Source organism: Nocardioides malaquae (assembly GCF_015070385.1).
In the GTDB taxonomy this organism is placed as follows: Bacteria; Actinomycetota; Actinomycetes; order Propionibacteriales; family Nocardioidaceae; genus Nocardioides; species Nocardioides malaquae.
The window spans coordinates 119,014-145,335 of sequence record NZ_JADCSA010000002.1 but is presented as its reverse complement, the minus strand read 5'-3'; the positions used below and the strand labels follow the sequence as shown (position 1 = coordinate 145,335).

At 71.2% G+C, this 26,322-nt stretch carries 32 protein-coding genes and 1 tRNA gene; 11 read left to right on the top strand and 22 right to left on the bottom strand.

The features are described 5' to 3' along the window. Positions 1–62 precede the first annotated feature (62 nt). Entirely contained in the window at positions 63–704 is a 642-nt protein-coding gene (locus IEQ44_RS02630; protein ID WP_193636871.1) for a fasciclin domain-containing protein, read from the bottom strand. Positions 705–733: 29 nt separating this feature from the next. On the opposite strand from IEQ44_RS02630, the gene IEQ44_RS02625 reads away from it, so the two are divergent. Then, complete coding sequence (locus IEQ44_RS02625) at positions 734–1,360, top strand: MSMEG_6728 family protein (RefSeq protein WP_319804454.1); 627 nt, start codon at positions 734–736, stop codon at positions 1,358–1,360. A gap of 75 nt (positions 1,361–1,435) precedes the next feature. Here IEQ44_RS02625 and IEQ44_RS02620 read toward each other — a convergent pair whose 3' ends face one another. The 10 genes from IEQ44_RS02620 to IEQ44_RS02575 all read right to left on the bottom strand — a co-directional run bounded on the left by IEQ44_RS02620 (position 1,436) and on the right by IEQ44_RS02575 (position 9,102). Next, positions 1,436–1,678, bottom strand: coding sequence for a hypothetical protein (locus tag IEQ44_RS02620; protein ID WP_319804453.1), 243 nt, complete (start codon positions 1,676–1,678; stop codon positions 1,436–1,438). A 29-nt stretch (positions 1,679–1,707) separates the two neighbouring features. Then, positions 1,708–1,851, bottom strand: a complete 144-nt coding sequence (locus tag IEQ44_RS02615) for a hypothetical protein (RefSeq protein WP_193636870.1) — start codon at positions 1,849–1,851, stop codon at positions 1,708–1,710. A 148-nt stretch (positions 1,852–1,999) separates the two neighbouring features. Next, entirely contained in the window at positions 2,000–3,151 is a 1,152-nt protein-coding gene (locus IEQ44_RS17810) for a DUF418 domain-containing protein (RefSeq protein ID WP_193636869.1), read from the bottom strand. A gap of 77 nt (positions 3,152–3,228) precedes the next feature. Next, positions 3,229–3,399, bottom strand: a complete 171-nt coding sequence (locus IEQ44_RS02605; RefSeq protein ID WP_193636868.1) for a hypothetical protein — start codon at positions 3,397–3,399, stop codon at positions 3,229–3,231. Between the two features lie 110 nt (positions 3,400–3,509). Next, positions 3,510–3,586 (bottom strand) — tRNA-Met (locus IEQ44_RS02600). A gap of 103 nt (positions 3,587–3,689) precedes the next feature. Beyond that, entirely contained in the window at positions 3,690–6,647 is a 2,958-nt protein-coding gene (locus IEQ44_RS02595) for a UPF0182 family membrane protein (RefSeq protein WP_193636867.1), read from the bottom strand. Continuing rightward, positions 6,644–7,252, bottom strand: a complete 609-nt coding sequence (locus tag IEQ44_RS02590) for a PPA1309 family protein (protein WP_319804452.1) — start codon at positions 7,250–7,252, stop codon at positions 6,644–6,646. Before IEQ44_RS02590 ends, IEQ44_RS02595 begins: the two co-directional genes overlap by 4 nt. Then, positions 7,249–8,304: a YlbL family protein gene (locus tag IEQ44_RS02585; RefSeq protein ID WP_193636866.1), complete on the bottom strand. Its 1,056-nt coding sequence runs from the start codon at positions 8,302–8,304 to the stop codon at positions 7,249–7,251. Before IEQ44_RS02585 ends, IEQ44_RS02590 begins: the two co-directional genes overlap by 4 nt. A 27-nt stretch (positions 8,305–8,331) precedes the next feature. Further along, positions 8,332–8,589: a hypothetical protein gene (locus tag IEQ44_RS02580; RefSeq protein WP_193636865.1), complete on the bottom strand. Its 258-nt coding sequence runs from the start codon at positions 8,587–8,589 to the stop codon at positions 8,332–8,334. 72 nt (positions 8,590–8,661) lie between these two features. Next, on the bottom strand, positions 8,662–9,102 hold the full coding sequence (locus IEQ44_RS02575) for a molybdenum cofactor biosynthesis protein MoaE (RefSeq protein ID WP_319804451.1): 441 nt from the start codon (positions 9,100–9,102) through the stop codon (positions 8,662–8,664). A gap of 63 nt (positions 9,103–9,165) precedes the next feature. On the opposite strand from IEQ44_RS02575, the gene IEQ44_RS02570 reads away from it, so the two are divergent. Continuing rightward, positions 9,166–10,488, top strand: coding sequence for a zinc-dependent metalloprotease (locus IEQ44_RS02570; protein WP_193636864.1), 1,323 nt, complete (start codon positions 9,166–9,168; stop codon positions 10,486–10,488). Then, positions 10,485–11,072, top strand: a complete 588-nt coding sequence (locus tag IEQ44_RS02565; RefSeq protein WP_319804450.1) for an NUDIX hydrolase — start codon at positions 10,485–10,487, stop codon at positions 11,070–11,072. Before IEQ44_RS02570 ends, IEQ44_RS02565 begins: the two co-directional genes overlap by 4 nt. 29 nt (positions 11,073–11,101) lie before the next feature. Here the strand turns inward: IEQ44_RS02565 and IEQ44_RS02560 are convergent, their stop codons facing one another. From IEQ44_RS02560 to IEQ44_RS02550, 3 genes are all read right to left on the bottom strand, one after another. Then, positions 11,102–11,626: a M48 metallopeptidase family protein gene (locus tag IEQ44_RS02560; protein WP_193636863.1), complete on the bottom strand. Its 525-nt coding sequence runs from the start codon at positions 11,624–11,626 to the stop codon at positions 11,102–11,104. 11 nt (positions 11,627–11,637) lie between these two features. Further along, positions 11,638–12,678, bottom strand: a complete 1,041-nt coding sequence (locus IEQ44_RS02555; RefSeq protein ID WP_193636862.1) for a PHP domain-containing protein — start codon at positions 12,676–12,678, stop codon at positions 11,638–11,640. A gap of 343 nt (positions 12,679–13,021) precedes the next feature. Next, positions 13,022–13,828 (bottom strand): enoyl-CoA hydratase/isomerase family protein, encoded by an 807-nt coding sequence (locus IEQ44_RS02550; protein ID WP_193636861.1) that lies wholly within the window; start codon positions 13,826–13,828, stop codon positions 13,022–13,024. Between the two features lie 164 nt (positions 13,829–13,992). On the opposite strand from IEQ44_RS02550, the gene IEQ44_RS02545 reads away from it, so the two are divergent. Together IEQ44_RS02545 and IEQ44_RS02540 are read left to right on the top strand one after the other, a co-directional pair. After that, positions 13,993–14,151 carry a DUF5679 domain-containing protein gene (locus IEQ44_RS02545; protein ID WP_170213509.1) on the top strand — a complete coding sequence of 53 codons (159 nt, stop codon included), beginning with the start codon at positions 13,993–13,995 and terminating at the stop codon, positions 14,149–14,151. Positions 14,152–14,281: 130 nt separating this feature from the next. Further along, entirely contained in the window at positions 14,282–15,097 is an 816-nt protein-coding gene (locus IEQ44_RS02540) for a hypothetical protein (protein ID WP_193636860.1), read from the top strand. Between the two features lies 1 nt (position 15,098). Here IEQ44_RS02540 and IEQ44_RS02535 read toward each other — a convergent pair whose 3' ends face one another. The 6 genes from IEQ44_RS02535 to IEQ44_RS17805 form a co-directional block, all read right to left on the bottom strand. Continuing rightward, the gene (locus tag IEQ44_RS02535; protein WP_193637067.1) at positions 15,099–15,296 is read right to left on the bottom strand and encodes a hypothetical protein; all 198 of its coding nucleotides are present in this window, start codon (positions 15,294–15,296) and stop codon (positions 15,099–15,101) included. Positions 15,297–15,313: 17 nt separating this feature from the next. Continuing rightward, positions 15,314–15,517, bottom strand: coding sequence for a putative WhiB-interacting protein (locus IEQ44_RS02530; RefSeq protein ID WP_498371221.1), 204 nt, complete (start codon positions 15,515–15,517; stop codon positions 15,314–15,316). Between the two features lie 33 nt (positions 15,518–15,550). Further along, positions 15,551–15,862, bottom strand: coding sequence for a WhiB family transcriptional regulator (locus IEQ44_RS02525; RefSeq protein ID WP_319804449.1), 312 nt, complete (start codon positions 15,860–15,862; stop codon positions 15,551–15,553). A 136-nt stretch (positions 15,863–15,998) separates the two neighbouring features. After that, positions 15,999–16,223, bottom strand: a complete 225-nt coding sequence (locus IEQ44_RS02520) for a hypothetical protein (RefSeq protein WP_193636858.1) — start codon at positions 16,221–16,223, stop codon at positions 15,999–16,001. 201 nt (positions 16,224–16,424) lie between these two features. Continuing rightward, positions 16,425–18,473 carry an ATP-dependent DNA helicase UvrD2 gene (locus tag IEQ44_RS02515; protein WP_193636857.1) on the bottom strand — a complete coding sequence of 683 codons (2,049 nt, stop codon included), beginning with the start codon at positions 18,471–18,473 and terminating at the stop codon, positions 16,425–16,427. A gap of 39 nt (positions 18,474–18,512) precedes the next feature. After that, complete coding sequence (locus IEQ44_RS17805) at positions 18,513–19,007, bottom strand: VanZ family protein (protein WP_193636856.1); 495 nt, start codon at positions 19,005–19,007, stop codon at positions 18,513–18,515. 162 nt (positions 19,008–19,169) lie between these two features. On the opposite strand from IEQ44_RS17805, the gene IEQ44_RS02505 reads away from it, so the two are divergent. After that, positions 19,170–19,400 (top strand): mycoredoxin, encoded by a 231-nt coding sequence (locus tag IEQ44_RS02505; RefSeq protein WP_227486829.1) that lies wholly within the window; start codon positions 19,170–19,172, stop codon positions 19,398–19,400. A gap of 6 nt (positions 19,401–19,406) precedes the next feature. Here IEQ44_RS02505 and nudC read toward each other — a convergent pair whose 3' ends face one another. Beyond that, entirely contained in the window at positions 19,407–20,369 is a 963-nt protein-coding gene (nudC, locus tag IEQ44_RS02500; protein WP_319804448.1) for an NAD(+) diphosphatase, read from the bottom strand. A 32-nt stretch (positions 20,370–20,401) separates the two neighbouring features. On the opposite strand from nudC, the gene deoD reads away from it, so the two are divergent. The 5 genes from deoD (at position 20,402) to IEQ44_RS02475 (ending at position 25,039) form a co-directional block, all read left to right on the top strand. After that, complete coding sequence (gene deoD / locus IEQ44_RS02495; protein ID WP_193636855.1) at positions 20,402–21,112, top strand: purine-nucleoside phosphorylase; 711 nt, start codon at positions 20,402–20,404, stop codon at positions 21,110–21,112. Between the two features lie 85 nt (positions 21,113–21,197). Beyond that, on the top strand, positions 21,198–22,361 hold the full coding sequence (locus IEQ44_RS02490; RefSeq protein WP_193636854.1) for a PP2C family protein-serine/threonine phosphatase: 1,164 nt from the start codon (positions 21,198–21,200) through the stop codon (positions 22,359–22,361). Beyond that, complete coding sequence (locus IEQ44_RS02485) at positions 22,358–24,310, top strand: glycosyltransferase family 2 protein (protein ID WP_193636853.1); 1,953 nt, start codon at positions 22,358–22,360, stop codon at positions 24,308–24,310. The genes IEQ44_RS02490 and IEQ44_RS02485 overlap by 4 nt, the downstream gene beginning before the upstream one ends. Further along, entirely contained in the window at positions 24,310–24,642 is a 333-nt protein-coding gene (locus tag IEQ44_RS02480) for an STAS domain-containing protein (RefSeq protein ID WP_193636852.1), read from the top strand. Before IEQ44_RS02485 ends, IEQ44_RS02480 begins: the two co-directional genes overlap by 1 nt. Next, entirely contained in the window at positions 24,632–25,039 is a 408-nt protein-coding gene (locus IEQ44_RS02475; protein WP_193636851.1) for an ATP-binding protein, read from the top strand. The genes IEQ44_RS02480 and IEQ44_RS02475 overlap by 11 nt, the downstream gene beginning before the upstream one ends. 82 nt (positions 25,040–25,121) lie before the next feature. Here IEQ44_RS02475 and IEQ44_RS02470 read toward each other — a convergent pair whose 3' ends face one another. Further along, positions 25,122–26,309, bottom strand: coding sequence for a zinc-dependent alcohol dehydrogenase (locus tag IEQ44_RS02470; protein WP_193636850.1), 1,188 nt, complete (start codon positions 26,307–26,309; stop codon positions 25,122–25,124). Positions 26,310–26,322: the final 13 nt, after the last annotated feature.

Here is a 26,322-nt window from a genome sequence, read left to right as displayed (position 1 = left end):
CAACACAGCGAGGCGGTCACCGGCATGGCCGGCGACCGCCTCTTGGCGTGGAACGAGGACGCTCAGACGTCGATCGGGCGCAGCACCAGGAAGATGTCGTGCGCGATCTGCTTGTTGCCCTTGTTGATGTCGAGCTTGCCCGGCACCAGCAGCGGGTCGATGTCGTTGCGGTCCTGGTCGCGCAGCTTCACGATGCCCCAGCGCTTGGAGAGCACGTCGACCGTCACCTCGCTGCCCTGCGCGGTGGCGAGGGCCGCACCGTCGGAGCCCAGGGCCGTGGCGGAGTCGATGGTCGCCCCGGGCACGACGTGGTAGAGCAGGACCTGCTCGATGGTGTCGACGCCGACCGCGTCGACGAGGGCCTGGAAGGTCGCCTTCTCCGACCAGCGGTAGCGACCGGTGAGGTCCTTGGCGAGCAGCTTGAACGACGCATCGTTGGGCAGGAAGGCGGTCAGGGCGACGTCGCCGTCGGTGAGCACCGACACCGCGCTGTCGGGCTTGGCGGCGAGGACGGCCAGCACGGCCTCGGTGACGATGTCGTAGTCGGTGAAGTTGCGGTCGAACCGGTTGCCGTCGCCGGTGAGCACCGTGGCGAGGTCGCGGTCGCCAGTGGGCTCCGCGGCGGAGGCGGCGCCGGGGGCGAGCAGTCCCGTGCCGAGGAGCGCGGCGCTGGCCAGGGTCGCTGCGAGGGTGCGGATCTTCATGGTTCCTCCCGAAAGTTCAGGGCCGCCCGGTGCGGTCCTCACAGGTGGTTCGTCGCGCCCACTCCCCCGGTTGGGTGCTGGAGGCCGAGATCCCCAACGCGAGGTACACCCCCGCGCACTCCCCGCGTACGCGTCGTCGTGACCTCCCGGCTCGGGCGCCGGGCTGGGGGTGTCCCTCTACCCTCAATGAGGTGCAGACCTTCCTGCCCCACCCCGACTTCGAGGCCTCGGCCCACGCGCTCGACGACAAGCGCCTCGGCAAGCAGCGCGTCGAGGCCATCCAGGTCGTCCGTGGCCTGCTGCGACCCGGGTACGGGTGGGCCCGCCACCCCGCGGTGCTGATGTGGAAGGGCTACGAGGAGGCCGTCGGTCGCTACGGCCTCACCTGCTGCGAGGTGTGGACGGGGCGGGGCCACGCCGACACCTGTGCCGACACCATCGCCGCCGACCTCGCGGCTGCAGGCATCACCCGGGTGCGCACCCAGGGCGAGCTCGCCCGGGCCGGCCGTCTCCCGCCGTGGCTCGGTGACGAGGACTTCCACCGCAGCCACCGCTCGTCGCTGCTGCGCAAGGACCCCGACCACTACGGACCGCTCTTCGGCGACGTGCCCGACGACCTGCCGTACGTGTGGCCGGTCCGTCGCAGCCGCGACTGAGAGCGTACGCCCCCACGACGCGCCGGAGCCCCGGTCACCGTGGGGACGGCGACCGGGGCTCCGGTGGTGCTCAGGTCAGGCGAGCGTGCGGTGCAGGTCGAAGCGGTCGCGCTCCATGACCTTGGTCCACGCCTCGACGAACTCGTGCACGAAGGTCTCCTGCGCGTCGTCGCTGGCGTAGACCTCCGCCAGCGCCCGCAGCTCGGAGTGGTGCCCGAAGACCAGGTCGACCAGGGTGGCGGTGCGCACGACCTCACCCGTGGCGCGGTCGCGGCCCTCGTAGGTGCCGTCGCCCGTGGCCTTCCACTCCGTCCCCATGTCGAGCAGGGTGGAGAAGAAGTCGTTGCTCAGGCCTCGAGGTCCAGCTTCGCGAACTCGGCGGCGTAGTCGAAGCCGTCGGGCAGCGGAGCGGTGCCGGGCTGGTTGGTGCGCAGCACCGAGAGGTCGACCTGGTTGGGCCACCAGTCGCGGTTGCCGCGGGGGCGGGCCACCTGGGGCTCGGGCGAGGGGATCGCGGGTTCTCGCTCTCACTGCCGCCGGAGCCGGCAGCGGGGCGAGTCACCCGCAACGACGCGCTCCGCAGCTCGGCAGCGAGTCGGGCGTCGTGGCAGGGGGACAACCCCTAGTCCTTAACTTGAATCAGTCAACTTTCCGTGCGACGACGTGTCGCAGGGCTGTCTCCGCCGGCCCGCTCCTGCCGGCCGCGTGCAGCGCGAGCGCAAGGGCCGCGCAGAGCAGCCAGACCGCCGTCGCCCAGGCGTACGTGCCGGCGAGCGACAGGCTGGAGGTGAGGTCGAGCGCCCATGGCGAGAGCGTCAGCGACAGCAGCAGTGCGTGGACCAGGTAGACGGTGAGCGACCGCTGGCCCACCGCCGCCAGCGCTCTCCCGGCCCGTCCGGGTCGCCCCGCTGCGCGCACCTGCCAAAGAGCCAGGAGGCTCACGTAGGCGACGCCCTGCAGCACGCCGGTCTCCAGGTGCACGAAGAGGGCGACGGCGCTCCATCCCTGCCCCGCGCCCCACCAGCCCGCGTCCACCAGCGCCCACGGCAGGCCGCCCAGCAGGCCGAGGGGCAGGCCCCACGCGACCAGACGCCGGTGCAGGGCGAGGTGGTCCTCCGGGCGCCGGAGGGCGCCGCGGCGGTGGAGCTCGAGGCCGACCACCATCGGGGGCACCACCGCCAGCGCCAGGGTGGCCGCCGACATGCCGCCGAGGACGATCGCCAGACGCTCGGCCACGGAGAGCAGGTAGGTCGTGGCCTCCCACCCGGTGTCCTCACCGTCGTCGAGCCACACCTCGCCGATGGCGGTGAAGAACGGCCACGGCACGAGCGCCAGGGCGACCAGCGTCCACCGGGCCCGCGACGACCAGAACACCATGCCGGCCAGCACGACCGCGGTGAGGCCGTAGATGCCCAGGATGTCGAGGCTGAAGTAGAGCACCGACTGCACCAGGCCGAAGACGATGAGCCAGCCCCCACGGCGGCGCAGCGTACGCAGGACCAGAGGTCGCGTCAGTCCGCGGCGCTCCAGGCTGGCGGCGGAGGCGGCCAGACCCCACCCGAACATGAGCGCGAACATCGGCCAGCTGCGACCCTCCAGCAGGAGCGTCACCACGAACTCAGCGATCGCGTCGAGCGTCGAGCGGACGGGCACGACGGTGACCATCGAGGCGTTGACGAGGACCACCCCGGCCATGCCCAGGCCGCGCGCAAGGTCAGGCGTGAGGCTCCGCCCCGATCGCACCTGGGCGACACGCTGGGCCGACGACACGTCGACGTCGGAGGTGGTCACCCGCACATCGTGGTGGTGGCCCGCGCTGGGTGCCACCAGGTCCCATGTCGCGAGACCCGGAGACGCGCGGGATCGAGTCAGGCTCCGCGGCCTCCGCCTCGGGACTCCGCGATGGTCAGGGACCCACCCGCGACGAGCAGCGCCACCATGAGGGGGTTGAGGCCGTCACGCCCGCTCAGCAGGTCGAAGCCCGCCAGGACCACGGCCACCACCAACAGGAAGTGACCCAGGTGGAGAGCGCTGCGCATGTGCATCCGATCGTCGAGCGGCCCCCGGCACCTGAGGACATCCGGAATGAAGAACTACCGGACCCACCAGTGGCGGGTCCGGGAGATTCAGATGTGGTGCACCATCTGATTGGTAGCGGGGACAGGATTTGAACCTGCGACCTCTGGGTTATGAGCCCAGCGAGCTACCGAGCTGCTCCACCCCGCGTCGGTGAACCTCACGTTACCCGACTGCCCCCAGTGCCCAAAATCAGGCTGGCGGAGGACCGCCGGCGCCCGAGATGTCCCGGGCGCCGGCGGCCTGTCGTCCGTCAGTCGTTGCCCGCCGAGAGCTCGACGGCCTCGTTGATCAGGGCCTTGGCCTCCTCGATGGCCTCCGCCCAGGCGACGGTGTCGCCGCGACGCTGGGCCGCGTCGGCCGCCTCGAACTGCTCCTCCGCCTCGGCGAGCAGGGCACGGATGCGCTGGTTGACGGTGCCGCTCGGCGCCTCGCCACCGTCGCCGTCTCCCTGGTCGCCACCCTCGCCGTCGTCGCCTCCACCGCCGGAGGAGGCGTTGTCCTCGACGCCGAGGACGTCGGCGATCGCGCCTCGCAGCGTCGGCGCGATGCCGACCTTGTCGCCGTAGGCCACCAGCACGAAGCTGAGGATCGGGTAGCTCGACTCCGACTGGTCGCGGCGCGCGTAGAGCGGCTGGACGTACATCAACCCGTCGCCCACCGGGACGGTGAGCAGGTTGCCGTACCTCGGGTCGATGCCACCTTGGGTGAACGAGAAGATCTCGTCACGCACGTCTTCGTCGGCGCCGATCTTGTTGGCCACCAGGCTGGGGCCGTCGGTCCGCTCGTCGGAGAGCTGGAGCACCTGGATCTTGCCGTACTCCTCACTCGTCGCATCGGAGTTGACCGAGACGAAGGCCGCCAGGTTGTTCTTGTTGCGCGGGACGTAGACCGACGTCAACGACCAGGTCTGCTCGGTCACCTCCGCGTCCTCCCCCAGCGGGTTCACGAACAGGCGGTAGGGCGGCTGCAGGCTGCCCTCGGAGTTGGGGTCCTCCGGCACCTCCCAGCGGTTGTTGCCCGCGTACCAGTCCTTCGGGTCGGTCACGTGGTAGCGCGCCAGCTGGTAGCGCTGCGCCTTGAAGAGGTCCTCGGGGTAGCGCAGGTGCTGGGTGATCGACTCCGGGATCTCGTCCTTGTCGAGGACGGTGTCGGGGAAGACCTTGCGCCAGACCTTGAGGATCGGGTCCTCCTCGTCCCACGCGTACAGCTTGACCGTGCCGTCGTAGGCGTCGACCGTCGCCTTGACGGCGTTGCGCACGTAGTTGACCTCGTCGGTCGGCAGGGTCTGGAAGCCCAGGTTGTCCTGCAGCGAGTCGTCGATCATGTCCTCGAACGACTCCTTCTGCGACAAGGGGTACTTGTCGGTGGCGGTGTAGCCGTCGAGCACCCACTGGATCCGTCCGTCGACCACGACCGGGTAGGGGTCGGAGTCGACCGTGAGCCACGGCGCGACCTTCTCCACCATCGTGCGGGGGTTGCGGTCGAAGAGGATCTTGGAGTTGTCGTAGACGCGGTTGGAGAGCAGGAAGTTGGGCTCGCCGTACTTCACCGCGAAGAGCAGCTTGTTGACCAGGCCGCCGACCGGCACTCCCCCGTCGCCGTCGTAGGTCGAGGTCGGGCTGGAGCCCTCCTCCTGCCGGGGCAGGTCGAGCTCCACGTCGCGGGGATTCTCCTCGTCCTGGCCGACCACCGAGTAGAGCGGCGAGGTCTCACCGAAGTAGACCCGCTGCTCGAAGGGCTCGTCGCTGAGGCTGCTCAACGCGTTCTGGCTGCTCTCCTGGCCCTCGGCCCACTGGATCGCCGATGCCTGGCTCTTGTTGTCGCCAGGACGCTGGTTGGCGTAGGCGGCGATCATGCCGTGGCCGTGGGTGTAGACGGTGTGCAGGTTGGACCAGTTGCGGTCACCCTCGGCGAGGCCGGCCTGGTCGAGCTCGCGCACGCCGAGCACCAGCGCCCGCTCCTCCCCGTTGATCACGTAACGGTCGGTGTCGAGCACGTCGGCCACGGAGTAGTGGGCACGCACCTGCTGCTGCTGCTCGAAGGTCGGGCTGACCAGCTGCGGGTCGACCAGCGGCACCGAGGAAGTGCCGGTCTCGAGCTGGGCCAGCGCCGCGCCGAGGTCGGGCGCGCTGGTGTAGCGGTTGATCTCGATGTCGTCGAGGTTGTAGGCAGCCCTGGTCGCCTCGATGTTCTTCTCGATGTAGGCGGCCTCCTTGTCGGGCTGGCTCGGTGCCACCTGGAAACGCTGGACGAGACCGGGCCAGAGCATGCCCAGCAAGATCGCCGAGAGGGCCAGCAGGGCGATGCCGACCGACGGCAGCATCCAGGTGCGACGCCACACGTTGAGGAAGAAGAGGATCGCGCAGACGACCGCGATGCCGGCCAGGATGTTCTTGGCCGGCAGGACCGCGTTGTCGTCGGTGAAGTTCATGCCGGTGATCAGCGACCCGGACTCGGTGAGCAGGTCGTAGCGGTCCAGCCAGTAGTCGGCCGCCTTGGCGAGCACAGCGATGCCGAGCAGCACCGAGAGTTGGACCTGCGCGGCCGGGCTGACCTTGTCGCTCTGCGCCTGCAGCCGGATGCCGCCGTAGAGGTAGTGCACGAGCAGCGCGGCGATGAGGCCCACGACCGCCAGCGCCAGCACGAAGTCGACCATGAAGTGCAACCACGGCAGCTCGAAGACGTAGTAGCTCACATCCCGGCCGAAGTAGGGGTCCTCGCTGCCGAACGGCACGCGGTTGCGCCAGCTGGTGTACTCCCGCCAGCGACCCGCCGCCGAGGCGCCTGCGAAGACACCCATCAGCACGGCGACCGCCGCCAGCGCCCACCCCTTCACCGGGTTGATGGCCTCGCGGTAACGATCCAGGCTCTCCTGCTCCAAGGAGCTCGGGCGGAACAGGGGCCTGAACCGGTAGGCCAGGTGAACGTTGAGACCCACCACGAGGGCCATCAACGCACCGAAGACGACGAAGAGCCCCACCCGGGTGAGCACCAACGTCGTGAAGACACCGGAGTAGTCGACCGAGGCGAACCAGAGCCGCTCGGTCCAGAACGACGAGAAGGCGGTGAGCAGCAGGAAGCCGACGAGCAGGACGACGGCCGTCACGACCAGGGCACGCGAGCGCTTCTGCGGAGGCCCCGGGGCCACCGGAGCCGGACGACCTCCGGGCGGACGTCCGGGTCCGGAGGGACCGAAGAGGCCGCTCATGCCTGCACCCCCGTGTCATCGGCGTCGTGCAGGGTGGCGAGCACCAGCTCGACCAGACCGGGGACGAGGTCGGTGCCGTCGACGACCGACTCCTCGTTGTCGTGCGCCTTCAACCGCAACGCGCAGTAGGTCGCGCCCGCGCGCGTAGCACCGGCCACCATCCGCACCTCCTGGCGCAGCGGGTGCTCACGCGCGAAAGTCGCAGCCTCGGCGGGGTCCTCGGGGATCTCGGCGTCGACCTCCGGCGGCAGCACGAGTCGCTCGACGACGACGCAGCAACCGTCGACGGTGGGCGGCCACACGATGGTCTCGAGCACCTGCTCCACCGGCTGCTCGGCGGGATACTGCTCCTGCTCGATCGCGGTCAGCGACCCCGGCACCACCGTCTCGGCGATGCCCATCGCCTCCGCCATGCGGGGCTCGGCCGCGACGAACCGTTCGGTGTCGACGAGGGCGTACAGACGGGCGGGCTGGTCCCAGCCCTCGCGGCCCACGTGGGCCTCGACCTCGAGCACCGCTGAGGCGAGTGCGGGATCGGGCAGCGTGGCCTCCATCGGCTCGGCGCCCTCCATCGGCTCGGCGCCTTCCATCGGCTCCTGGGTCACTGGTCCTCGGTCCTCTCACAGGTGGGTAGTGAGGCGTCGGGGTCCTCGACCCACGCCTCGATCGACGCCATGGCGTCCTTGTAGTTGTCGACACGCACGAGGCGCATGTCACCGTTGCGGGCGCCCAGCGCCTCGTCGCAGTTGGCGCCGGGCACGAGGAAGAGGTCGGCGCCCGCCTCGCGGGACGCGGCGATCTTCTGGGCCACGCCGCCGATGGGGCCGACCGCACCGTCAGCGGCCAGTGTGCCGGTGCCGGCAACCGTCGCGCCGCCCGTCAGGGAGCCCGGCGTCAGGGTGTCGTGCACCGCGAGCGCGAAGACCAGGCCGGCGCTGGGCCCGCCGATCGAAGGATCGACGGCCATCTCCACCTCGACGGGCAGGACGTAGGCGGTGCCGGGGGTGATGCCGATCCGCCGGTCACCGTCGACCATGGCCGGGGTCACCCGCAGCTCCTGCTCCTGACCGGCACGCACCACCGTGAACACGAGCTCCTGCCCGTCCTGGGCAGCGTCCACGGCGTCGACCACGTCCTGGGCCGTGGCGACCGGCTTCCCGTTGACCGTGCGGAGCACGTCGTCGACCTCGAAGACCCCCTCGGCCGGCAGGCCCTCCGCGACGGAGAGCACCTTGACCTGCTGGGGCACCTCCACGCCGAGGTGCTGCAGGGCGACCGCGACCGCGATGTCCTGGGAGGAGGCCATCTGCACCGCACCCTCCTGCTCGACCTGCTCGCGGGTCTGCTCGGGGGCGTAGACCGCGCCGTAGGGCAGCACCGCGGTGTCGCGGTCGATCCAGGCCTCCATGACCTCGAAGAGGTTGACCCGGGTGCCGGGACGGCTCACGTAGACGGTGGTCAGCAGGAGCTCGCCCTCGTCGCGGTAGGTCTCACGACCCTCGATCTCGATGAGCTCCACACCGCTGCGCTCGCCGAGCACGTCGACGGTGACTCCGGGGGCGTACGTCACGTAGGGCAGCGGCGCGAACACGGCAACGAGCCAGAGCCCCACCACGAGGGGCAACGCAAGGATGCCCGCGAGGGTCCGCTGACTCATGGCGCCAAGCCTCTCAGACTCCGGCAACTAGCCGGAGGAGCGGGTGCGACCGTGGGAATCGCCTGCTTCACGCGGTGGACGGACCGCGATCCCGGTGCTCCGGTCACGCTGCCGGGGCTCGGGCGTACGAGGGGTGGCGACGTCGCGCTCCAGGGCGCGCGCCAGGCGCGCGACGGCTACCTCGCGGTCGACCTCTCCGCGGCCTTCACGACCCGCCCAGCCCACCCAGGCCATCGCCAGCAGCGCGACGACCCCGCTCGGGGCCAACCACCACAGGATCTCCACGGTCACCACCGTAGGCGGCGCCGGGGCGCAGGGGCCGGACCCACGCCGTACGCACGGGTCAGGCAGGTGCAGTCAGGGCGTTCCGACCCACTCGTCGGACCCGTCGTCGAAGCGTTGGTGCTTCCAGACCGGCACCTCGGCCTTGAGCGTGTCGATCAGGGCCCGCGACGCGGCGAAGGAGGCGGCCCGGTGCGCCGAGGTGGTGGCGACCACCACCGCCACGTCACCGACGTGCAGCGTGCCGACCCGGTGCACGGCGGCCACCCCCAGCACGTCGTGCTCGGCGGCCACCCGGTCGGCCACCTCCCGCAGCCGCTCGAGCGCACTCGGGTGGGCGGAGTAGTCGAGGCCGTCGACGCCGCGCCCTCCGTCGTGGTCGCGCACCCGTCCGACGAAGAGGGTGAGGGCACCGGCCGCCGCGTCGCCCAGGGAGTCGATCACCTCGGCGACGTCGAGCGGGTCCTCCCGCAGGGCGACCAGGCGGACGACGTCGGTGCTGGGAATCGGGGTCACCTGTCGCAGTGTAGGGAGCAGCAGCACCGCGTGGCCATCGCCCCGGCCAGTAGGCTCGACACCATGAGCGACAGCCCCGGCGGCCCCGGACCCGGAGACGACCGCGAGCAGAACCCCTTCAAGGGCACCCCCTTCGAGCAGTTCTTCTCGGCGATGGGCGACGGCGGCCCCATGCCGGGAGGCATGCCCGACCTCGGCGCCCTGATGGCCCAGTTCCAGCGGATGATGGCGCCCTCTGACGGGCCCCTCAACTGGGAGCTGGCCGTCGACACCGCCCGACGCACCGTCGCACAGCAGCCGGACCCCAGCCCCACCCAGCGGCAGAAGGATGCGGTGGCCGACGCCGTACGTCTGGCCGATCTCTGGCTCGACCCCACCACGACCTTCGGCACCGGCGTCGTCACCGCGACCGCGTGGAGCCGCGCGGAGTGGATCGTGGAGACGGTGGAGGTGTGGAAGAAGCTCGTCGAGCCGATGGCCGGATCGGCCGGCGAGGCGCTGACCAAGGCCCTGCCCGAGGAGGCGCGCGCGATGGCCGCGCCACTGCTCGGCATGCTGCGCCAGGTGACCGGCGCGATGCTGGCCAACCAGGTCGGTTCCGCCCTGGGCACCCTCGCCGGAGAGGTCTGGGGCTCGACCGACGTCGGGCTCCCCCTGGCCGCGCCCGGTCGGGCCGCGCTGGTGGTCGCCAACCTGGCTGACTTCGGCGCGGGCCTCGACGTCAGCGAGGACGACGTGCTGCTCTACGTCGCGCTGCGCGAGGCCGCCCACCACCGACTCTTCGCCCACGTGCCCTGGCTCTCCGCCCACCTGCTGGGAGCGGTCTCCGACTACGCCGCCGGCATCGAGGTCGACACCGCCGGCATCGAGGAGCAGATGCGCGGTCTCGACCTCAACGACCTCTCCTCCATGCAGCAGGCCTTCGAGGGCGGACTGTTCGACCTCAAGCCCTCGCCGGCGCAGCAGGCGGCGCTGCAGCGCCTCGAGGTGACCCTCGCCCTCGTCGAGGGATGGGTCGACGAGGTCGTGGGTCAGGCGGCCAACGAGCGCATGCCCACCGCGGCCAAGCTCCAGGAGGCCGTACGCCGTCGGCGCGCCGCGGGTGGTCCCGCCGAGCAGACCTTCGCCAACCTCGTCGGGCTGGAGCTGCGACCGCGCCGGCTGCGGGACGCCTCCACGCTGTGGGGATCCCTGCGAACCCGCCAGGGCATCGAGGCCCGCGACGGCGTCTGGATGCACCCGGACCTGCTGCCCACCGCGGCGGACCTCGACGACCCGCTCGGTTTCCGTGAGGGCGCCGAGGCGACGGCAGCGCTCACCGACGAGGAGTTCGAGGCCGGCCTGCGCGATCTCCTGGGCGGCGACGACCGCCCCGACGCCGGGTGAGCGGGGCCCCCGAGCGGGTGGGCTCCACCCTGCGTGACGACACGGTCGCCCGACTCTCGGCGTGGGACCCGATCCCCGGCCGGCAGGCCCGGCTGAAGGACCGCTTCCTCACCCACCTCGACCAGCGACCCGACGGGATGGAGCGCGCCTGCCTGACCGACCACGTCACCGCCGGCGTGCTGGTCCTCTCCGCCGACCTCGACCACGTCCTGCTCAACCTGCACCGCAAGGCCGGGCGGTGGTTCCACTTCGGTGGTCACTGCGAGCGGGACGACAGGACCGTGGCCGGAGCGGCCCTGCGGGAAGGCCTTGAGGAGTCCGGGCTCACCGCCCTCGAGCTCGACCCGGTGCCGGTGCACCTCGACGAGCACGAGGTGGCCTTCTGCCACCCCGGGGTGACCGTTCACCACCTCGACGTGCGCTTCACCGCCCTGGCCCCCACCGGGGCGATCCACCACACGAGCGCCGAGTCGATCGACGTCCGGTGGTGGCCCGTCGCCGCGCTCCCCGACGACCTCGACGACGACATGCACGAGCTCGTCGCCACCGCCCGCGCCCGGTGGAGCTCAGGCCGCGACCGCTGACACGTCAGTCACGGAGCCCATGGTCGACGTCAATCGACGTGGGCACTGCCCCCGTCGACCTGGGCAGCCGACCAGCCGGCCAGGTAGCCCCGGGCGCGTTCGGTGCGCGGGAAACGGTTGACCCAGCCCCAGAACTCGTCGTCGTGGCCCGGGACGAGCAGGTGGGCCAGCTCGTGCACGAGCACGTAGTCGATCACCCACGTCGGCATGCCCTGGAGACGCGACGAGAGGCGGATGGACCGGTCGGCAGGGGTGCACGAGCCCCAGCGGGAGCGCTGGTTGTCGACCCACCGGACCGACGCGGGCGCCGCGAGGCCACCGAAGAGCTCGTCGTTGAGCGCGCGGGCACGGAGCAGCAGCTGTTCGTCGCTCGGTCGGGTGCGCGCCTCGGAACGCTCGAGGCGGCGCACCATCTCGTCGACCCACTTCTGCTCGTCGCGCTTGCTCATCCACGCAGGCATCAGCACGACGACCGTGTCGCCCTCACGGTGCGCCGACACGGTGCGACGGCGACGCTTGCTGCGTCGCACCTCGACCGCCACACCCGGCTCCATGGGTGACGAGGCTACGGGGTCGCCCACTCCCGCAGCTGCGAAAGCGGCCAGGTGTTCACGATGCGTGCAGGATCGATGCCCGCGGCCTCGGCGCGGGCGCAACCGTGATCGAGCAGGTCGAGCTGCCCCGGGGCGTGGGCGTCACTGTCGATCGAGAAGAGGCAACCGACGTCGCGCGCCAGCTCCAGCAGGCGGGTGGGAGGGTCGCGGCGCTCGGGTCGGGAGTTGATCTCGACGGCGACACCGTGCTCCGCGCAGGCCTCGAAGACCGCGCGCGCGTCGAACTGGCTGGGAGGGCGGGTGCCTCTCGAGCCGGTGACCAGCCGTCCGGTGCAGTGCCCGAGCACGTTGACCCACGGGTTGGCGACCGCGGCGACCATGCGGCGCGTCATGGGCGCGGAGTCCATCCGGAGCTTGGAGTGCACGCTCGCCACGCGTACGTCGAGGCGCCCCAGCATCTCCTCGCTCTGGTCGAGGGAGCCGTCGTCGAGGATGTCGACCTCGATGCCCTTCAACAGGGTGAAGCCCTGGTCGGCCACGTGAGCGTTCACGGCGTCGACCACGTCGAGCTGGCGCGCCAGTCGCTCGGCGGAGAGTCCCCGCGCCACCTTCAGCCGGGGTGAGTGGTCGGTCAGCACCAGGTAGTCGTGCCCGAGCTCCATGGCCGTGAACGCCATCTCCTCGATGGGCGACCCGCCGTCTGACCAGTCGGAGTGGGAGTGCAGGTCACCCCGCAACGCGGCGCGGAGCTCCTGCCCACCCTCGACCTGGGGTCCGCCGTGCTGCCGCTCGACCTTGGCGAGGCGCTCGGGCACCTGTCCGCTGAGCGCCTCGGTGACCACGGCCGCGGTGCTGGCCCCGACTCCGGGCAGGGTCGTGAGCGTGCCCGCCTCGACGTGCGCCCGGAGCTCGGACTCCTGCAGGGGCAGGATCGTGGCGGCCGCCGCGCGGTAGGCCTTCACCTTGTAGGTGTCCTCGCGGGCACGCTCCAGCAGGAACGCGATGCGTCTCAGGGCAGCCACTGGCCCGGCGTCGTACGGCGTGTCCCCCACAGTCGTGCTCCTCCACAGGCCTCAATGCGTCGTCGTCGCAGGTGGGAGCCCGATCGCGGCGCTCCGTCCCCGGCGTGTCCTGCACACCTTGTTCCCCAACCGACACCCCGTCATCCACCGGTCACCCCTCGTCATGAACAGGTCTTTCCACAAGGTTGTGCACAAGATGTGAGTTTCGCTGCCAGCGAACCTGTTGACCGCAGCGCGAGAGTGCTCATAGCGTGTGCGCAGATGAGGCCCCCGGCCCCATCCACGGACGTTCGCAAGGGGAAGGCTAGCGGCCGTGGACGGCAGGGGGCCTCTTCACTTCTTCGGTCAGCGCCCCTCGATCAGCGCCCCTCGATCAGCGCCCCTCGAAGCGGGGCGAGCGACGCTCCTGCACGGCACGGATCCCCTCCTGCAGGTCGGCGGTGGCCAGCGTGACCGGCTGCGCCAACGCCTCCCACTGCAGGGCATGGTCGAAGCTGCCGTGGCCGCCGTCGCGCAACGCGGCCTTGGTCAGCTTGGCGGCGACGGGCGCGGTCGCGGCCACCTCTGCCGCGACCGCGACCGCCTGCTCACGGAAGCCGTCGGACTCCAGCACCCGGGAGACCAGCCCCAGCCGGAGAGCCTCGTCGCCCTCGACGAGCCGACCGGTCAGGAAGAGGTCGCGGGCCACCGCCGGACCCACCGCGTCGGGCAGCAGGAACGTGCCAGCCATCCCCGGGTGCAGACCGAGCTTGAGGAAGGGCACGCCCATCTTCGCGCCGCGGGCGGCGACGCGCAGGTCACAGGCCAGCGCCAGGCAGAGGCCGGCACCGATCGCGGGACCGTTGATGGCCGCGATCGTCGGCACCTCGAGTCGACGGATCGAGAGCCACGCCCGGTAGAAGGGCATCATCCGTCCGCGCAGCCGATCGACGCTCGCGTCGGGCTCGCTGGCCAGCCAGTCCAGCTGACCGCCGGAGGAGAACGCGCTCCCCTCCCCGGTGACCACGACGGCCCGCACGGTGGAGTCACCGGCCAGGGCGTCGACCGCTCGCACCCACGACGACGTCATCTCGTCGGACATCGCGTTGCGCTGCTCGGGGTTGTCCAGGGTGAGGACCGCGACCCCTTCGGCGGGGCGCTCCAGACGCAGGTGGGTCAGGGTCGTGTCGTCGGCAGTCATGGCCAGCAGCGTACGCACGCGCCACGCCGACGGTGCGCCACGCTTGCCTCAGCGTGAGCGTGCCGTAGGGTTTCCAACGTCTGGGGCCCCGTGGCCCCGATCCGGCGGGCTTCCCCGAATCCCCGTCGCGACGACCGAGAATCACAACCAGCAAGGAGGCCGTCATGGCGGAGACCTGGAGCGGCGAGTTCTACTGCGTCAAGTGCAAGGAGAAGCGCGAGGCGTCGGGCGAGGTCAAGGTCAACGAGAAGGGCACCCGGATGGCCAAGGCCGTCTGCCCGACCTGTGGCACCAACCTCAACCGCATCCTCGGCAAGGCGTGACACCACGCCCCTGAGCGGTTTCGACACGGCGCCGTCCCTTCGGGGACGGCGCCGTGTCGCTGTCTCCAGCACTCCCCCGGCCTGTGGATGAGCGCCACACGACCCGCAGGCCGACTGCCAAGGTGAGCGCATGAGCGAGTCAGCCACCCTCCCCGCCACCCCGTCGGCGCGCTCCTCGACCGTGCGGCTGCGTCGGGGCGTCGTCGTCGACGCGAACGACCGCGGCCTGCTCCTGGTCGGCGCCGACCCCGCCCACCAGGTGGTGCTGCCCGACACCACCGCGGTGCGTCAGGTCCTGGTGCAGCTGCGCCGGGGGCTGCCGCGGCGAGGTTCCACGGGCACCGACGGGGCGGTCGCCGACGCCCTGGACCGGGCCGGTCTCCTCATCGACGTCGAGGAGCACCAGCTGTTGGCGGCCGCACGCGCCGCCACGAGGGTGGCCCTCCTGGCTCCCGCCGCCTGGCGGAAGAGGGCGACGACGCTGCTGGAGCAGGCGGGCCTCACCGTCGCCGCCCGACGCAGCGGCAGCGACGCGGAGCTGACGTGGGTCCTCACCCCCGGCCCGCCCTCCTGGGAGACCCACGACGACCTGCTGGCCCACGACCGGCCGGCGCTCTACACCAGTGTGCTGCCCACACGGGTACGCGTGGGGCCCTTCGTCGCCCCGGGCGCCACCGCCTGCCTGCGGTGCGCCGAGGCACAGGCCCAGGGCGTGCGCCCCCTCCCCCGACCGCCGGAGGCCCCACCGCCCCTACCGGAGGACCTGTGCTCGCTGGTGCTCGAGCGCGCGCTGGTCGCGGCTGTGAGCGACCTGTGCGCCTGGGCGGAAGGGCGTCAACCCTCGACGTGGTCGGCGTCGGTGTGGATGCGCGGCGCCCACGACGTCGAGCGCGAGACGTGGCAGCAGCACCCGCACTGCGGGTGCTGCTGGGCGATGACGGGCTGAGTCACCACAGGTCGCTGTCGAGCTTGCCCTCGATCTCGCGCAGGTGCTCACGCGAGCAGGGCACGCAGAACCGCAGGCGGCGGCCCTGTTCGACGGAGGTGGTCCACCCGTACGCCTGGGTCGGTGACGTGGTGGTGGCGCCGCACCGGTCGCAGGTCCACATGTCGTCACCGTAGCCCTGCCGGGGACCGGGCGGCACCTCTCCCGCCGACCGGTTCACAGGGCTCGGGCGACCGCCAGTCGGGCTCGCAGTGCGGCGCGCTCCGCGGCCCTGCCCACGCGTCCGACGGTCAGCCGCCGGTCGCGCCGCACGAGCTCGGCCTCGGCCAGGCGAAGCTGTTGGTGGGTGCGTATCAGTTCTTCAGGTCTGAGGATCATGTCTGTTCGGTGTCCGTTCGTGTGGTCCGTCCCTCGACGGATGTCCCGCGGTGCGGGTGGATGGATGGTGGTTGGTCACGCGGCGACGCCGGCGTCCTTGCGGGGGCGGCCCCGGGGTCGCTTGCGGGGGATCACGACGCCCTGGAGCAGCAGCTCGCCGCCCCAGACCCCCCAGGGCTCGCGGCGTCCGAGGGCCTCCTCGAGGCAGCGGGAGCGCAGTGGGCAGGCCCGACAGAGCGCCTTCGCCGTCTCGACGTCCTCCGGGGACTCGGCGAACCAGAGCTCGGGGTCGGCGGTGTGGCACGGGGGTGTCGCGGCGTGCGCCGGGACGACCGATGCGCTGACAGGGGTCCTGGGTCGTGGTGGCGACAGGAGTGCGCTGGTCACGGATCGGTCACCTCCTCTTCTGCTGGTGTGCGGGAAACGGTGGGTGCTTCGGTGGTGGTGAAGCGTCGAGCAGTGGAAATGCAGAAGGCCGCGGATTCCCTGGTGGGAGTCCGCGGCCCGGAGGTGCCGTCCTGAGTCAACAGGGCGGTGGTCTCCAGGCGACGGGTCCCGTCACGTTGGCGGCGAGCTCGGCGGCCTTCGGGGCCTTGGCGGCGCAGGCAAGGGCTACGATGCGCTCGTCACGCAGACGGAGCGCTCCCTGGGCAGCAAGATCGCGACGCCACGTCGTGGTGAGGACGCGGGCCGACGGCAGGGCGCGCTGGCACGGCTGCGGGGCCGTGAAGATCACGTTCTTGTCCATCGGTTCCACCTCCTCGTCGTTCTCGGGCGCCGACCTCGTGGGGCCGTGATGCGCGTGACAGGTACGCGGACGAACCTAGCGCCGCCGCCAGAAGGGCGGCAAATCATTTTCCGGGGAATCTCACGAAAAGTTTGCGTGGATCCGTAACATCCAGTCTTTCCCGGCGCGGCCGCCTCGTCCGGCCACGGCACCAGCCCCCGGTCAGCGCGAGGTCAACCTCTCGAGGAGGTCGTCGCCGTAGCGCTCCACCTTGGTGGGGCCCACACCGGAGATCCGGAGCAGGCCCGCCTCGTCCTGGGGCTTGTGCTCGGCGATCAGCTGAAGGGTCGTGTCGCTGAAGACGACGTAGGGCGGCACCTCGTCGTCGGCGGCGCGCGCCCGACGCCATTCCCGCAGCTCCTCGAAGAGCTCTTCGTCGTAGGTGATGGGGCACTCGGCGCACCGCCCCACCTTCTTCTCCGCGGCCGTGCTCAGGGGACGGTTGCAGGTGCGGCAGTGCCGCCCCTTCGCCGGCCCCTTCCTGCGCCCCGCCCGCTGACGCTCGGGTGCCCCCTCGTCGCCCTCGCCCACCACGGCGTCGAGGAAGCGGGAGCGGGAGCGACTGCCCCGGCCGCCGGGGTTGCGGGCGTACGCCCAGCTCAGCGCCAGGTGCTCGCGGGCACGGGTGAGGCCGACGTAGAAGAGGCGGCGTTCCTCCTCCACCTCCGCCGGCGTCTTCGCGTAGACGATCGGCAGGGTGCCCTCGACCAGTCCGACCAGGAAGACCGCGTCCCACTCCAGGCCCTTGGCCGTGTGCAGGGTGGCCAGGGTGACGCCCTCGGCCACGGGCGCGTGCTGCTCGGAGGCACGCCGGTCGAGCTCGTCGACGAACGCACCCAGGTCGGCCCCCTCCTTGAGGAAGGCGGCGGCCTGGTCGACCAACGCCTGCCACGACTCCCACTGGTCACGGGTCTGGCCACGGGCCGTGGGGGCGGCCGCCGACCACCCGAGGCCCGACAGGGTCGCGCGCACCGTCTCCAACGGGGTCTCGTCCGACTGGCCGGACCGGGCAGCCCCGCGCAGCAGCGTGACGGCCTTGCGCACCTCGGGCCGGTCGAAGAAGCGGGCCGCGCCACGGACCACGTAGGGCACACCCAGCTCGGCGAAGGCGTCCTCGAAGTTCTCCGACTGGGCGTTGATGCGCAGCAGCACCGCGATCTCGCTCGCCGGCACCCCCTGGGCGATGAGCGCGGAGACCTGGTGAGCCACCGCGGTCGCCTCGGCCACCTCGTCGCTGTGGCCGGTGGCGGTGATCGCCGGGCCCGACGGGCGCTGGGCGCGGAGCTCGACCCCCTGGCTCGAGCTGCCGGCCAGCGACGCGTTCGCCGCCTGCACGATCTCGGGGGTGGAGCGGTAGTTGCGCACCAGCTCGACCGAGGTGGCGCCGGGATGCCGGTCGGTGAAGGTGCGCAGGTAGGTCGCGTCCGCGCCTGCGAAGGAGTAGATCGTCTGGGCCGGGTCGCCGACGACGCAGATCTCGTCGCGCCCACCGAGCCAGAGGTCGAGAAGGGCCGACTGCAACGGCGAGACGTCCTGGAACTCGTCGACGACGAACCACTTGTACTGCCGGCGGACCTGCGCAGCGACCCGTTCGTCGTCGGCGAGCAGGCCGGCGGTCCAGAGCAGGACGTCCTCCATGTCCATGCGCCCGGCCGCGCGCTTGACCTCCTCGTAGGCCTCGTAGACGTGCCCGACGGTCGTGGGGTCGACGTCGTTGACCTCGCGGCCCCGACGGATGGCCGCCACGGCGTAGCCGTCGGCCGAGACGTTGGAGACCTTCGCCCACTCGATCTCCGCGGCCAGGTCGCGCAGCACCGCCTGGTTGGGCGCGAGCCGCTGGCGACGCGCCGCGGTGGCGAGCATCCCGATCTTCGACTGCGTCAGCTCCGGCAGCTCGCGTTGGTGCACCCGCGGCCAGAAGAACCGCAGCTGGCGCAGGGCGGCGGAGTGGAACGTACGCGCCTGGACACCGGGGGCACCGAGGTCGCGCAGGCGGGTGCGCATCTCCCCTGCCGCGCGTGTGGTGAAGGTGACGGCCAGCACCTCGGTGGGCGCGTAGACGCCGGTCGCCACCCCGTGGGCGATCCGGTGGGTGATCGCGCGGGTCTTGCCGGTGCCCGCCCCCGCGAGCACCCGCACGGGCCCCCGCAACGCCTCGGCCACCCGACGCTGTTCGGGGTCGAGCGCGTCGAGCAGGGCTTCGGGGGTCACGCGGTCACGTCTCCTCAGGGTCGACAGGTCTCACCGAGCCTAGACCGCAGCACCGACGCCACGCAGACGCCTGTGGAGGACCAGCGCCAGGACCGCGAGCAGGGCGCCCAGCGCCGCGCCGATCGTGTTGGAGAGCCAGTCGTTGGTGGAGCAGGAGCGCCCCAGGGCAGGCGCGAGCGCCTGGACGGTCTCCACGAGGAGCGAGCCCGCGCTGGCCGTCAGCAGGGCGAGGAGGGGGCGCTGGAGCAGCACGCCGAGCAGCAACACCACGGGCACGAAGAGGATCACGTTGGCGACCAGCTCCACGGCGCCCGGCGTCGGCACCGTCCACTCGACCCAGCAGCCCCGTTCCAGGTCGCGGCTCGTCGGCACCAGCGTGAGCGCCGCCACCACGAGGAGGGCGAGCGCCAGCAGCACGGCCGTGGTCCGCTGTCGCCCGACGAGCCACGCCCCCAGGAGGGGGCCGACGACCACCAGCGCGACGAGGGTGGTGGTCGTGAGCCACGGGTGTTCGACGAGGATCGTGGAGAGCACCGGCGTACGGTACGTGCCCGCGCTGCGGCATGGCGGCAGCGCCCCGGGGGAATGGTGGGAGGCGACGTACTGTTCCCACCAGACGAGCGGGTCGAAGGACCCGGGACCCGCTCCTCATCCCCTGACAGAGGAGTCCGCGTGACCGTCGCCGCCCAGTTCACGATGTACAGCACCCCGTGGTGCGGCTACTGCCACCGCCTCAAGAGCCAGCTCGACCGCGAGGGCATCCCCTTCGAGATGGTCGACATCGAGCAGGTGCCCGAGGCGGCGCTGCTCGTCGAGCAGGCCAACGGCGGCAACCAGACCGTGCCGACGCTCGTCTACTCCGACGGCTCCGCACAGACCAACCCCAGCTTGGCGCAGGTCAAGGCGAAGCTCGCCGAGCTCGGCTGACTCCCCTCAGCTCCGCCAGAAGTCCCGGCCCGGCAGGACCGTCCCGAGGAAGGCCGTCAGCAGGGAGGCCGAGACCGAGACGCTGCGCGGCACGGTGAGGGTGCCGTCCTCCAGGCCGGCTCGCAGCTCAGCCCGGGTGAACCATCGCGCCTCGGTGATCTCGGCACCGTCGACGTCGATCTCCCGGGTGGTCGCCCGCCCGAAGAAGGCGACCATGAGGCTGGCCGGCAGTGGCCACGGCTGGGAGCCGAAGTAGGACACCTCGCCCACCCGTACGCCGGTCTCCTCGTAGGTCTCGCGGCGCACGGCGTCCTCCAGCGTCTCTCCCGGCTCACAGAAACCCGCCAGCGTCGACCACTGCGAGGCCGGCCACGAGGACTGGTGGCCCAGCAGGATCGCCTCGTCGTCGCTGCCCGGTTCGCCGGAGGTGATCGCCATGATCACCGCGGGGTCGGTGCGCGGGAACTGCGAGCGGCCGCACCCGTCGCACACGAGCTCGTGACCGGCCGCGCGCGGCGACAGGTCGCCCCCGCAGCGCTGGCAGAACCGGGTCGAGCGACGCCACTCCGCCAACCCGACGGCGTGGAAGAGCCACGGCGCCTCCTCCGAGGCCCGGTCGTCAGCGACGGCGAGCATCGGGAAGAGGCCGCGCAGCCCGACCCAGTCCTCGGTGCCCCCGACCACCTCGTCGCGTCCGGCGAGCACGGCGAACCGCGTACGCCCGTCGCGCTGCCCCAGCAGGATCCGCTCGCCACCCGGGGCCAGGGCGTGCGCCTCGGCCGGTGTCAGCCACGGAACCGCGTCGTCGCGGAAGGCGACGCGCCCCCCGCTCACGACGAGGACACGCGTGTCGTCGCGCGACCACTGCTCGGCCAGCCACGCCTCGTCGGTGCGGTGCAGGGCCTCGCGGTTGTGGGCGCGTACGGACAGCGCCACGTGCGGCATCAGGGACGGGTCGAGTCGCGTCACGGGGCGAGACTAGCGGGGATAGGTTGCTCCGCATGAGCATTCACATCGGCGCTGCTGCCGGTCAGGTCGCCCCCGTCGTCCTCATGCCCGGAGACCCCTTGCGAGCCAAGTGGATCGCGGAGACCTTCCTCGACGACGTCGAGTGCTACACCGAGGTCCGCGGCATGCTCGGCTTCACCGGCACGTGGCAGGGCAGGCGCGTCTCGGTGCAGGGCTCGGGCATGGGCCAGCCCTCACTGGCGATCTATGCCAACGAGCTCTTCGAGGAGTACGGCGTCACGACGATCATCAGGGTCGGTTCGTGCGGCGCCCTCACCGAGAAGGTGGCCATCCGTGACGTCGTCATCGCGTCCGGGGCCTGCACCGACTCGTCGATGAACACGCACCGTTTCGGCGGCTACGACTACGCCCCGGTCGCCGACTTCGGCCTGCTGCGCGCCGCGGTCGAGGCCGCGGAGTCGATGGAGGACGTGACCAGCCACGTGGGCCTGATCTTCTCCAGCGACTCCTTCTACTCCCCCAGGCCCGAGCTGATGGAGGCGCAGGTGAAGCACGGGGTGCTGGCCGTCGAGATGGAGGCGAGCGCCCTCTACACCTTGGCGGCGCAGCATGAGCGGCGCGCCCTGGCGATCTGCACCGTCTCCGACCACATCGTCACCGGCGAGGAGACCACGTCACAGGAGCGCGAACAGACCTTCGGCGCGATGGTGGAGATGGCCTTGCGCGCGGCCCTCGCCACCTGAGGTGTGCGTGGTGGCGAGCTCCGGCGAGCCAAGGGTGGACGTCCCCCGAAGTGGGTAGGGTCGGACCCATCGTGAGGAGGGGTGCGTGGACGAGTCGCAGGAACAGGCCCGGGTGCAGGCGTTGCGAGAGCTGCACTTGCTGGACACCGGGCCGGAGGAGCGGTTCGACCAGGTCGTCCGGCTCGCCCAGCGGCTCTTCGACGTGCCGAAGGTGGCAGTCAACCTCGTCGACACCGACCGGCAGTTCACCAAGTCGGCGGTGGGCCTCGACCTCGGCGACACTCCTCGGGAGCTCTCCTTCTGCACCCACACGGTCGCTGAGGCCGATGCCCTGGTCGTGACGGACCCCGCGGGTGACGCCAGGTTCGCCGACCACCCGGACGTCGAGAACGGCACCATCGGTTTCTACGTGGGCCACCCGCTGTCGGCGCCGGGCGGTGAGGTCGTCGGTGCTCTCTGCCTGGTCGACGACACGCCCCGCGCCATGTCGGAGCAGGAGCTCGACCTGCTGGCCGGGTTGGCCCGCTGGGTGGAGCGCGAGCTCGCATTCGACGCCGACGAGGTGCAGGCCCGCGAGGTCCAGCGCCGGCTCCTCCCCTACCGCCGCATCGAGGTGCCGGGCTACGAGCTCGCGGGGTGCTGCCTGCCCGCCCGCCACGTGGGTGGTGACTACTTCGACTGGATGGAGCTCGACGGCCGCCTGCAGCTGGTGGTCGCCGACGTCATGGGCAAGGGGCTCACCGCCGCAGCCCTCACCGCCGGCATCCGGTCGATGATGCGCGTCTCGTCGTCGTTCAACCCTCTGGCCGAGGCCGTGCGTCGCACGGCGGTGGGCATGGACGAGGACTTCACGGAGACCTCGACCTTCGCGACACTCTTCGCCTGCCGGATCACTCCCGCCACCGGCGAGATCGAGTACGTCGACGCCGGGCACGGGTTGGCGCTCGTCGTGCCGCCGGAGGGCCCGGCCCGCCAGCTCGCCTCGAGCGACCTGCCTCTCGGCACGCTGCCCCACGACTCGTGGACCCCGCACCTGGAGGCACTCAGGCCCGGGGAGACGCTCTTCATCGTCAGTGACGGGGTCCTGGACGTGCTCCCCGAGCAGGCAGCGGTGATCGAGGCCGCCACTCGGCTGGTGCGAGACCTCGGTTCCCCGGACGCCATCGTCGCCCGAGTGGAGGAGTTCGTCCGCGCCAACGAGCTCGAGGACGACCTCACCGTCGTGGTGGTCAGGAGGCTGCCTTCATGATGCGACAGCTCGCCGTCCGGATCCTCGTGGTCCTGACCCTGCTGACCGGGACCTGGTACGTCGTGTGGCGGTGGGGCTGGTCGGTCAACTGGGACAACTGGTGGATCGCCGTGCCGCTGGCGGTGGCCGAGACCTACGCCCTCATCGACGCCTACCTCTTCGGCCTGACGGTGTGGCGGATCAAGGTGCGCGGCGACGCCCCACCCCCTCCGGACGGCGCGACGGTCGACGTCTTCATCACGACCTACAACGAGCCTGTGGAGATGGTGATGACCACCGCCCGGGCTGCGGAGCAGATCACTTACCCGCACCGCACCTGGATCCTCGACGACGGCAACCGGACCGAGCTCGCCGCGGCCGCCGCCGAGCTCGGCGTCGGCTACCTCACCCGCAGCGACGACTGGACCGACCGGCCCCGCCACGCGAAGGCCGGCAACCTCAACAACGCTCTCTTCGCCACCGACGGTGAGTTCATGCTCATCCTCGACGCCGACCAGATCCCCGATCCCGCCATCCTGGACCGCACGCTGGGCTGGTTCCACGACCCCGAGGTCGCGTTGGTCCAGACCCCTCAGTGGTTCACCAACGTCACCGACTCCGACCCCCTCGGCAGCCAGGCCCCGCTCTTCTACGGCCCCATCCAACAGGGCAAGGACGGCTGGAACGCCGCGTTCTTCTGCGGCTCCAACGCCGTGCTGCGACGCGACGCCCTGATGCAGCTGGGCATCGTGGGCTACGTGCGCGAGGTCGAGGCCGCCGTCGAGGACGCCCTGCGGGCCTCCCGCACGATCCTTGCCCGCGCCGCGCGCTCCGCTCGGCGCACCCACCCCGAGGTCGCCGGAGACCTCGAGATGCTGCGTACGTCAGCCCAGCAGGCGTCGCGCGACCTGCGGGCCGGCACCCCGGTGGCCGAGGTGACCTACGCCTTCCAGAAGGCCGTCGAGTCGGTGAGTCGTGGCGCGGTCGCCCGCGACTTCGCCGCCATCCAGGCCGACCTCGAGTCCATCGGCGAGCTGCCCGTCGCGCTCGACCAGGAGGTGGGGGTGCTGGTGGTCGACGAGGTGGCCCTCGACCAGCTCGCCGACCGGGACTGGTCCCCGCTCGGAGCACTGGAGTCCGTACGCCAGCTGGTGCGCGCCGTCGACGTCGACCGGGGCGACGAGGCCCAGCCGATGATGCCGCTGGCCACCGTCTCGGTCACCGAGGACATGGCCACCTGCATGCGGCTGCACGCGCTCGGGTGGAAGTCGGTCTACCACCACGAGGTGCTGGCCCACGGCCTCGCGCCGGAGGACCTGCGCACGATGCTGCAGCAGCGGCTGCGCTGGGCGCAGGGCACCCTGCAGGTGCTGCTCAAGGAGAACCCGCTCGTGCAGCGTGGCCTCAGCCTCGCGCAACGACTCATGTACTTCTCCACGATGTGGAGCTATCTCTCCGGCTTCGCCGCCGTCATCTTCATGGCTGCGCCCGTGTTCTACCTGTGCTTCGGGGTGCTGCCGGTGCACGCCTACGGGATGGAGTTCCTCCAGCGCTTCCTGCCCTACATCGTGCTCAACCAGCTGCTCTTCTTCGTCGTCGGCTACGGCGTGAAGACGTGGCGCGGTCACCAGTACAGCCTCGCGCTCTTCCCGCTCTGGATCCGCGCCTGCACCACGGCGCTGGCCAATGTCTTCCTCCACCGGCCGCTCGGCTTCGTGGTGACCCCGAAGACCCGGCAGGCCGGCGGCAGCTTCCCGTGGCGCCTGATCTGGCCGCAGCTGCTGGCCACGGTCGTCCTCGTCGCCGCCTGCGTCATCGGTGTCGTCCGGCTCTGGACCGGGGCCGCCACCAGCACCATCGGCACGACCGTCAACGTCGTGTGGGTGGCCTACGACCTGCTCGTGATGAGCATCATCTTCCGGGCGGCCCTCTACCGACCCGTCGACCAACCAGAGGAGCAGGAGAGCTGATGCAGATCGACACGACCGTCCACGGTGACCACGTGGTCGTCCGGTGCGAGGGCCGACTCACCATGGTCGCGGCCCCCTCGCTGCGCTCGACCGTGGAGAACTGCGTGGCCGAGGGCCACCCCCGCGTCGTCGTGGACCTCTCCCCCACGACCTTCGTCGACTCCTCCGGGCTGGGCGCCCTGGTCAACGGGCTCAAGGCGACCCGCGTGGCCGGCGGCGACCTTCGGATCGCCGGCGCCCCGGAACAGGTGCGGTCGGTGCTCCAGCTGACCAACCTCGACCGCGTGCTCAAGCCCTACGCCGACGTCGGGGAGGCCACCGATGGATGGTGACACCTTCACCCTTGAGGGGTGGGCGGTTCCGGAGGGGCTCGCCGACCTCCACGACCTCGTCGAGCGGGCCAGGGTCGCCCACCCCGACGTCGACGAGACCGCCTTCATGATGCTGGAGACCGCAGCCATCGAGATCGCCGGCAACGTCGTCGAGCACGGCCTGCCCCCGGGTCAGGTGTGGTGGTCGTTCACGCTCCGGATGAGGCCCGACCACGTCGAGGGCGTGCTCGCCGACGACGGACAGAGGTACGAGGGCGACCTCAGCGCGCTGATGCCCGACCCGCTGGCCGAGTCGGGCCGAGGGATCGCCCTGGCCCAGGCGGCGCTGGACGAGCTCCACTACGCCCACGAGGGCGACAAGAACGTGTGGACCATGCGGCGGCGCCTGCGCGACTGACGCCCTCCGGCTGTGTGCGCGAACCGCACCGGGACAAGGCGTGTCGTCGGGGTTCGCGCCCACAACCCTCAGAGGCCACGACTCAGGGCTTGAAGACCACCTTGACCATGCCCTCCTCCTTCTTCTGGAAGTGCTTGTAGGCGTCCGGGGCCTCAGCCAGCGGGAGGTGGTGGGTGGCGAAGGCGTCGACACCGAACGGGTCGTCCTCCAGCAGCATCTCGAGGAGCTCGTCGGTGTGGGCACGCACGTTGGCCTGCCCCATCCGCAGCTGCACCTGCTTGTCGAACATCTGGAACATCGGCATCGGGTCCACCGCGCCGCCGTAGACGCCCGAGAGCGAGACGGTGCCGCCGCGGCGTACGGCATCGAGCGCCGTGTGGAGCGCGGCGAGGCGGTCGATGCCGGCCTTCTTCATCATCGGCTCGGCGATGGCGTCGGGCAGCAGCCCCACGAACTTCTGCACGCCCTGCGCGACGGGCGACCCGTGCGCCTCCATCCCGACCGCGTCGATGACGGAGTCGGCGCCTCGGCCGTCGGTCATCTCGCGCACGACCTCGGCCACGGCACCGCCGCCCTTGAGGTCATCGAGGTTGAGCACCTCCGCACCGAACGCCTGGACCCGGGCGAGCCGCTCGGGCACGCGGTCGACGCTGATCACGCGGTGCCCGGCGCGTACGCCCATGCGCGCGGCCATGTCACCGATCGGTCCGGCGCCGAGCACCAGGAGGGTCCCGCCGTCGGGCACGTCGGCGTACTTCAGGCCCTGCCAGGCCGTCGGCAGCACGTCGGAGAGGAAGAGGAAGCGGTCGTCGGGGTGCTCCTGCGGCACCTTGACGGGCAGGAAGTTGCCGAAGGGCACGCGGAGGTACTCCGCCTGCCCGCCGGGCACCTGTCCGTAGAGCTTGGAGTAGCCGAAGAAGCTGGCCCCGGTGCCGTGCTCACGGTTCTGTGTGGTCTCGCACTGGCTGTAGAGGTGCCGGTCGCACATCCAGCACGAGCCGCAAGAGACGTTGAACGGCACGACCACGCGGTCGCCCACCGCGAGCTGGGTGACCTCGGAGCCGATCTCCTCCACGATGCCCATCGGCTCATGGCCGACGATGTCGCCGGGCTCCATGAACGCCCCGAGCGTCTCGTAGAGGTGCAGGTCCGAGCCACAGAGCCCGGTGGAGGTGACCTTGATGATCACGTCCGTGGGTTCCTCGATGCGCGGGTCCGGGACGTCGGTGACCTGCATGTCATGCACGCCCTGCCACGTCACTGCCTTCATGATCTACCACCTT

What these genes read in the sequence shown, in the direction of transcription:
- IEQ44_RS02570 (WP_193636864.1), top strand. Translation starts at nt 9,166, where the DNA reads ATGAGCGACAGCCCCGGCGGCCCCGGACCCGGAGACGACCGCGAGCAG.
- IEQ44_RS02550 (WP_193636861.1), bottom strand. Translation starts at nt 13,828, where the DNA reads ATGACTGCCGACGACACGACCCTGACCCACCTGCGTCTGGAGCGCCCC.
- IEQ44_RS02475 (WP_193636851.1), top strand. Translation starts at nt 24,632, where the DNA reads ATGGATGGTGACACCTTCACCCTTGAGGGGTGGGCGGTTCCGGAGGGG.
- IEQ44_RS02485 (WP_193636853.1), top strand. Translation starts at nt 22,358, where the DNA reads ATGATGCGACAGCTCGCCGTCCGGATCCTCGTGGTCCTGACCCTGCTG.
- IEQ44_RS02505 (WP_227486829.1), top strand. Translation starts at nt 19,170, where the DNA reads ATGTACAGCACCCCGTGGTGCGGCTACTGCCACCGCCTCAAGAGCCAG.
- IEQ44_RS02620 (WP_319804453.1), bottom strand. Translation starts at nt 1,678, where the DNA reads ATGGGGACGGAGTGGAAGGCCACGGGCGACGGCACCTACGAGGGCCGC.
- IEQ44_RS02480 (WP_193636852.1), top strand. Translation starts at nt 24,310, where the DNA reads ATGCAGATCGACACGACCGTCCACGGTGACCACGTGGTCGTCCGGTGC.
- IEQ44_RS02520 (WP_193636858.1), bottom strand. Translation starts at nt 16,223, where the DNA reads ATGGACAAGAACGTGATCTTCACGGCCCCGCAGCCGTGCCAGCGCGCC.
- IEQ44_RS02540 (WP_193636860.1), top strand. Translation starts at nt 14,282, where the DNA reads ATGAGCGAGTCAGCCACCCTCCCCGCCACCCCGTCGGCGCGCTCCTCG.
- deoD (WP_193636855.1), top strand. Translation starts at nt 20,402, where the DNA reads ATGAGCATTCACATCGGCGCTGCTGCCGGTCAGGTCGCCCCCGTCGTC.
- IEQ44_RS02595 (WP_193636867.1), bottom strand. Translation starts at nt 6,647, where the DNA reads ATGAGCGGCCTCTTCGGTCCCTCCGGACCCGGACGTCCGCCCGGAGGT.
- IEQ44_RS02545 (WP_170213509.1), top strand. Translation starts at nt 13,993, where the DNA reads ATGGCGGAGACCTGGAGCGGCGAGTTCTACTGCGTCAAGTGCAAGGAG.
- IEQ44_RS02605 (WP_193636868.1), bottom strand. Translation starts at nt 3,399, where the DNA reads ATGCGCAGCGCTCTCCACCTGGGTCACTTCCTGTTGGTGGTGGCCGTG.
- IEQ44_RS02560 (WP_193636863.1), bottom strand. Translation starts at nt 11,626, where the DNA reads ATGGAGCCGGGTGTGGCGGTCGAGGTGCGACGCAGCAAGCGTCGCCGT.
- IEQ44_RS02585 (WP_193636866.1), bottom strand. Translation starts at nt 8,304, where the DNA reads ATGAGTCAGCGGACCCTCGCGGGCATCCTTGCGTTGCCCCTCGTGGTG.
- IEQ44_RS02470 (WP_193636850.1), bottom strand. Translation starts at nt 26,309, where the DNA reads ATGAAGGCAGTGACGTGGCAGGGCGTGCATGACATGCAGGTCACCGAC.
- IEQ44_RS02630 (WP_193636871.1), bottom strand. Translation starts at nt 704, where the DNA reads ATGAAGATCCGCACCCTCGCAGCGACCCTGGCCAGCGCCGCGCTCCTC.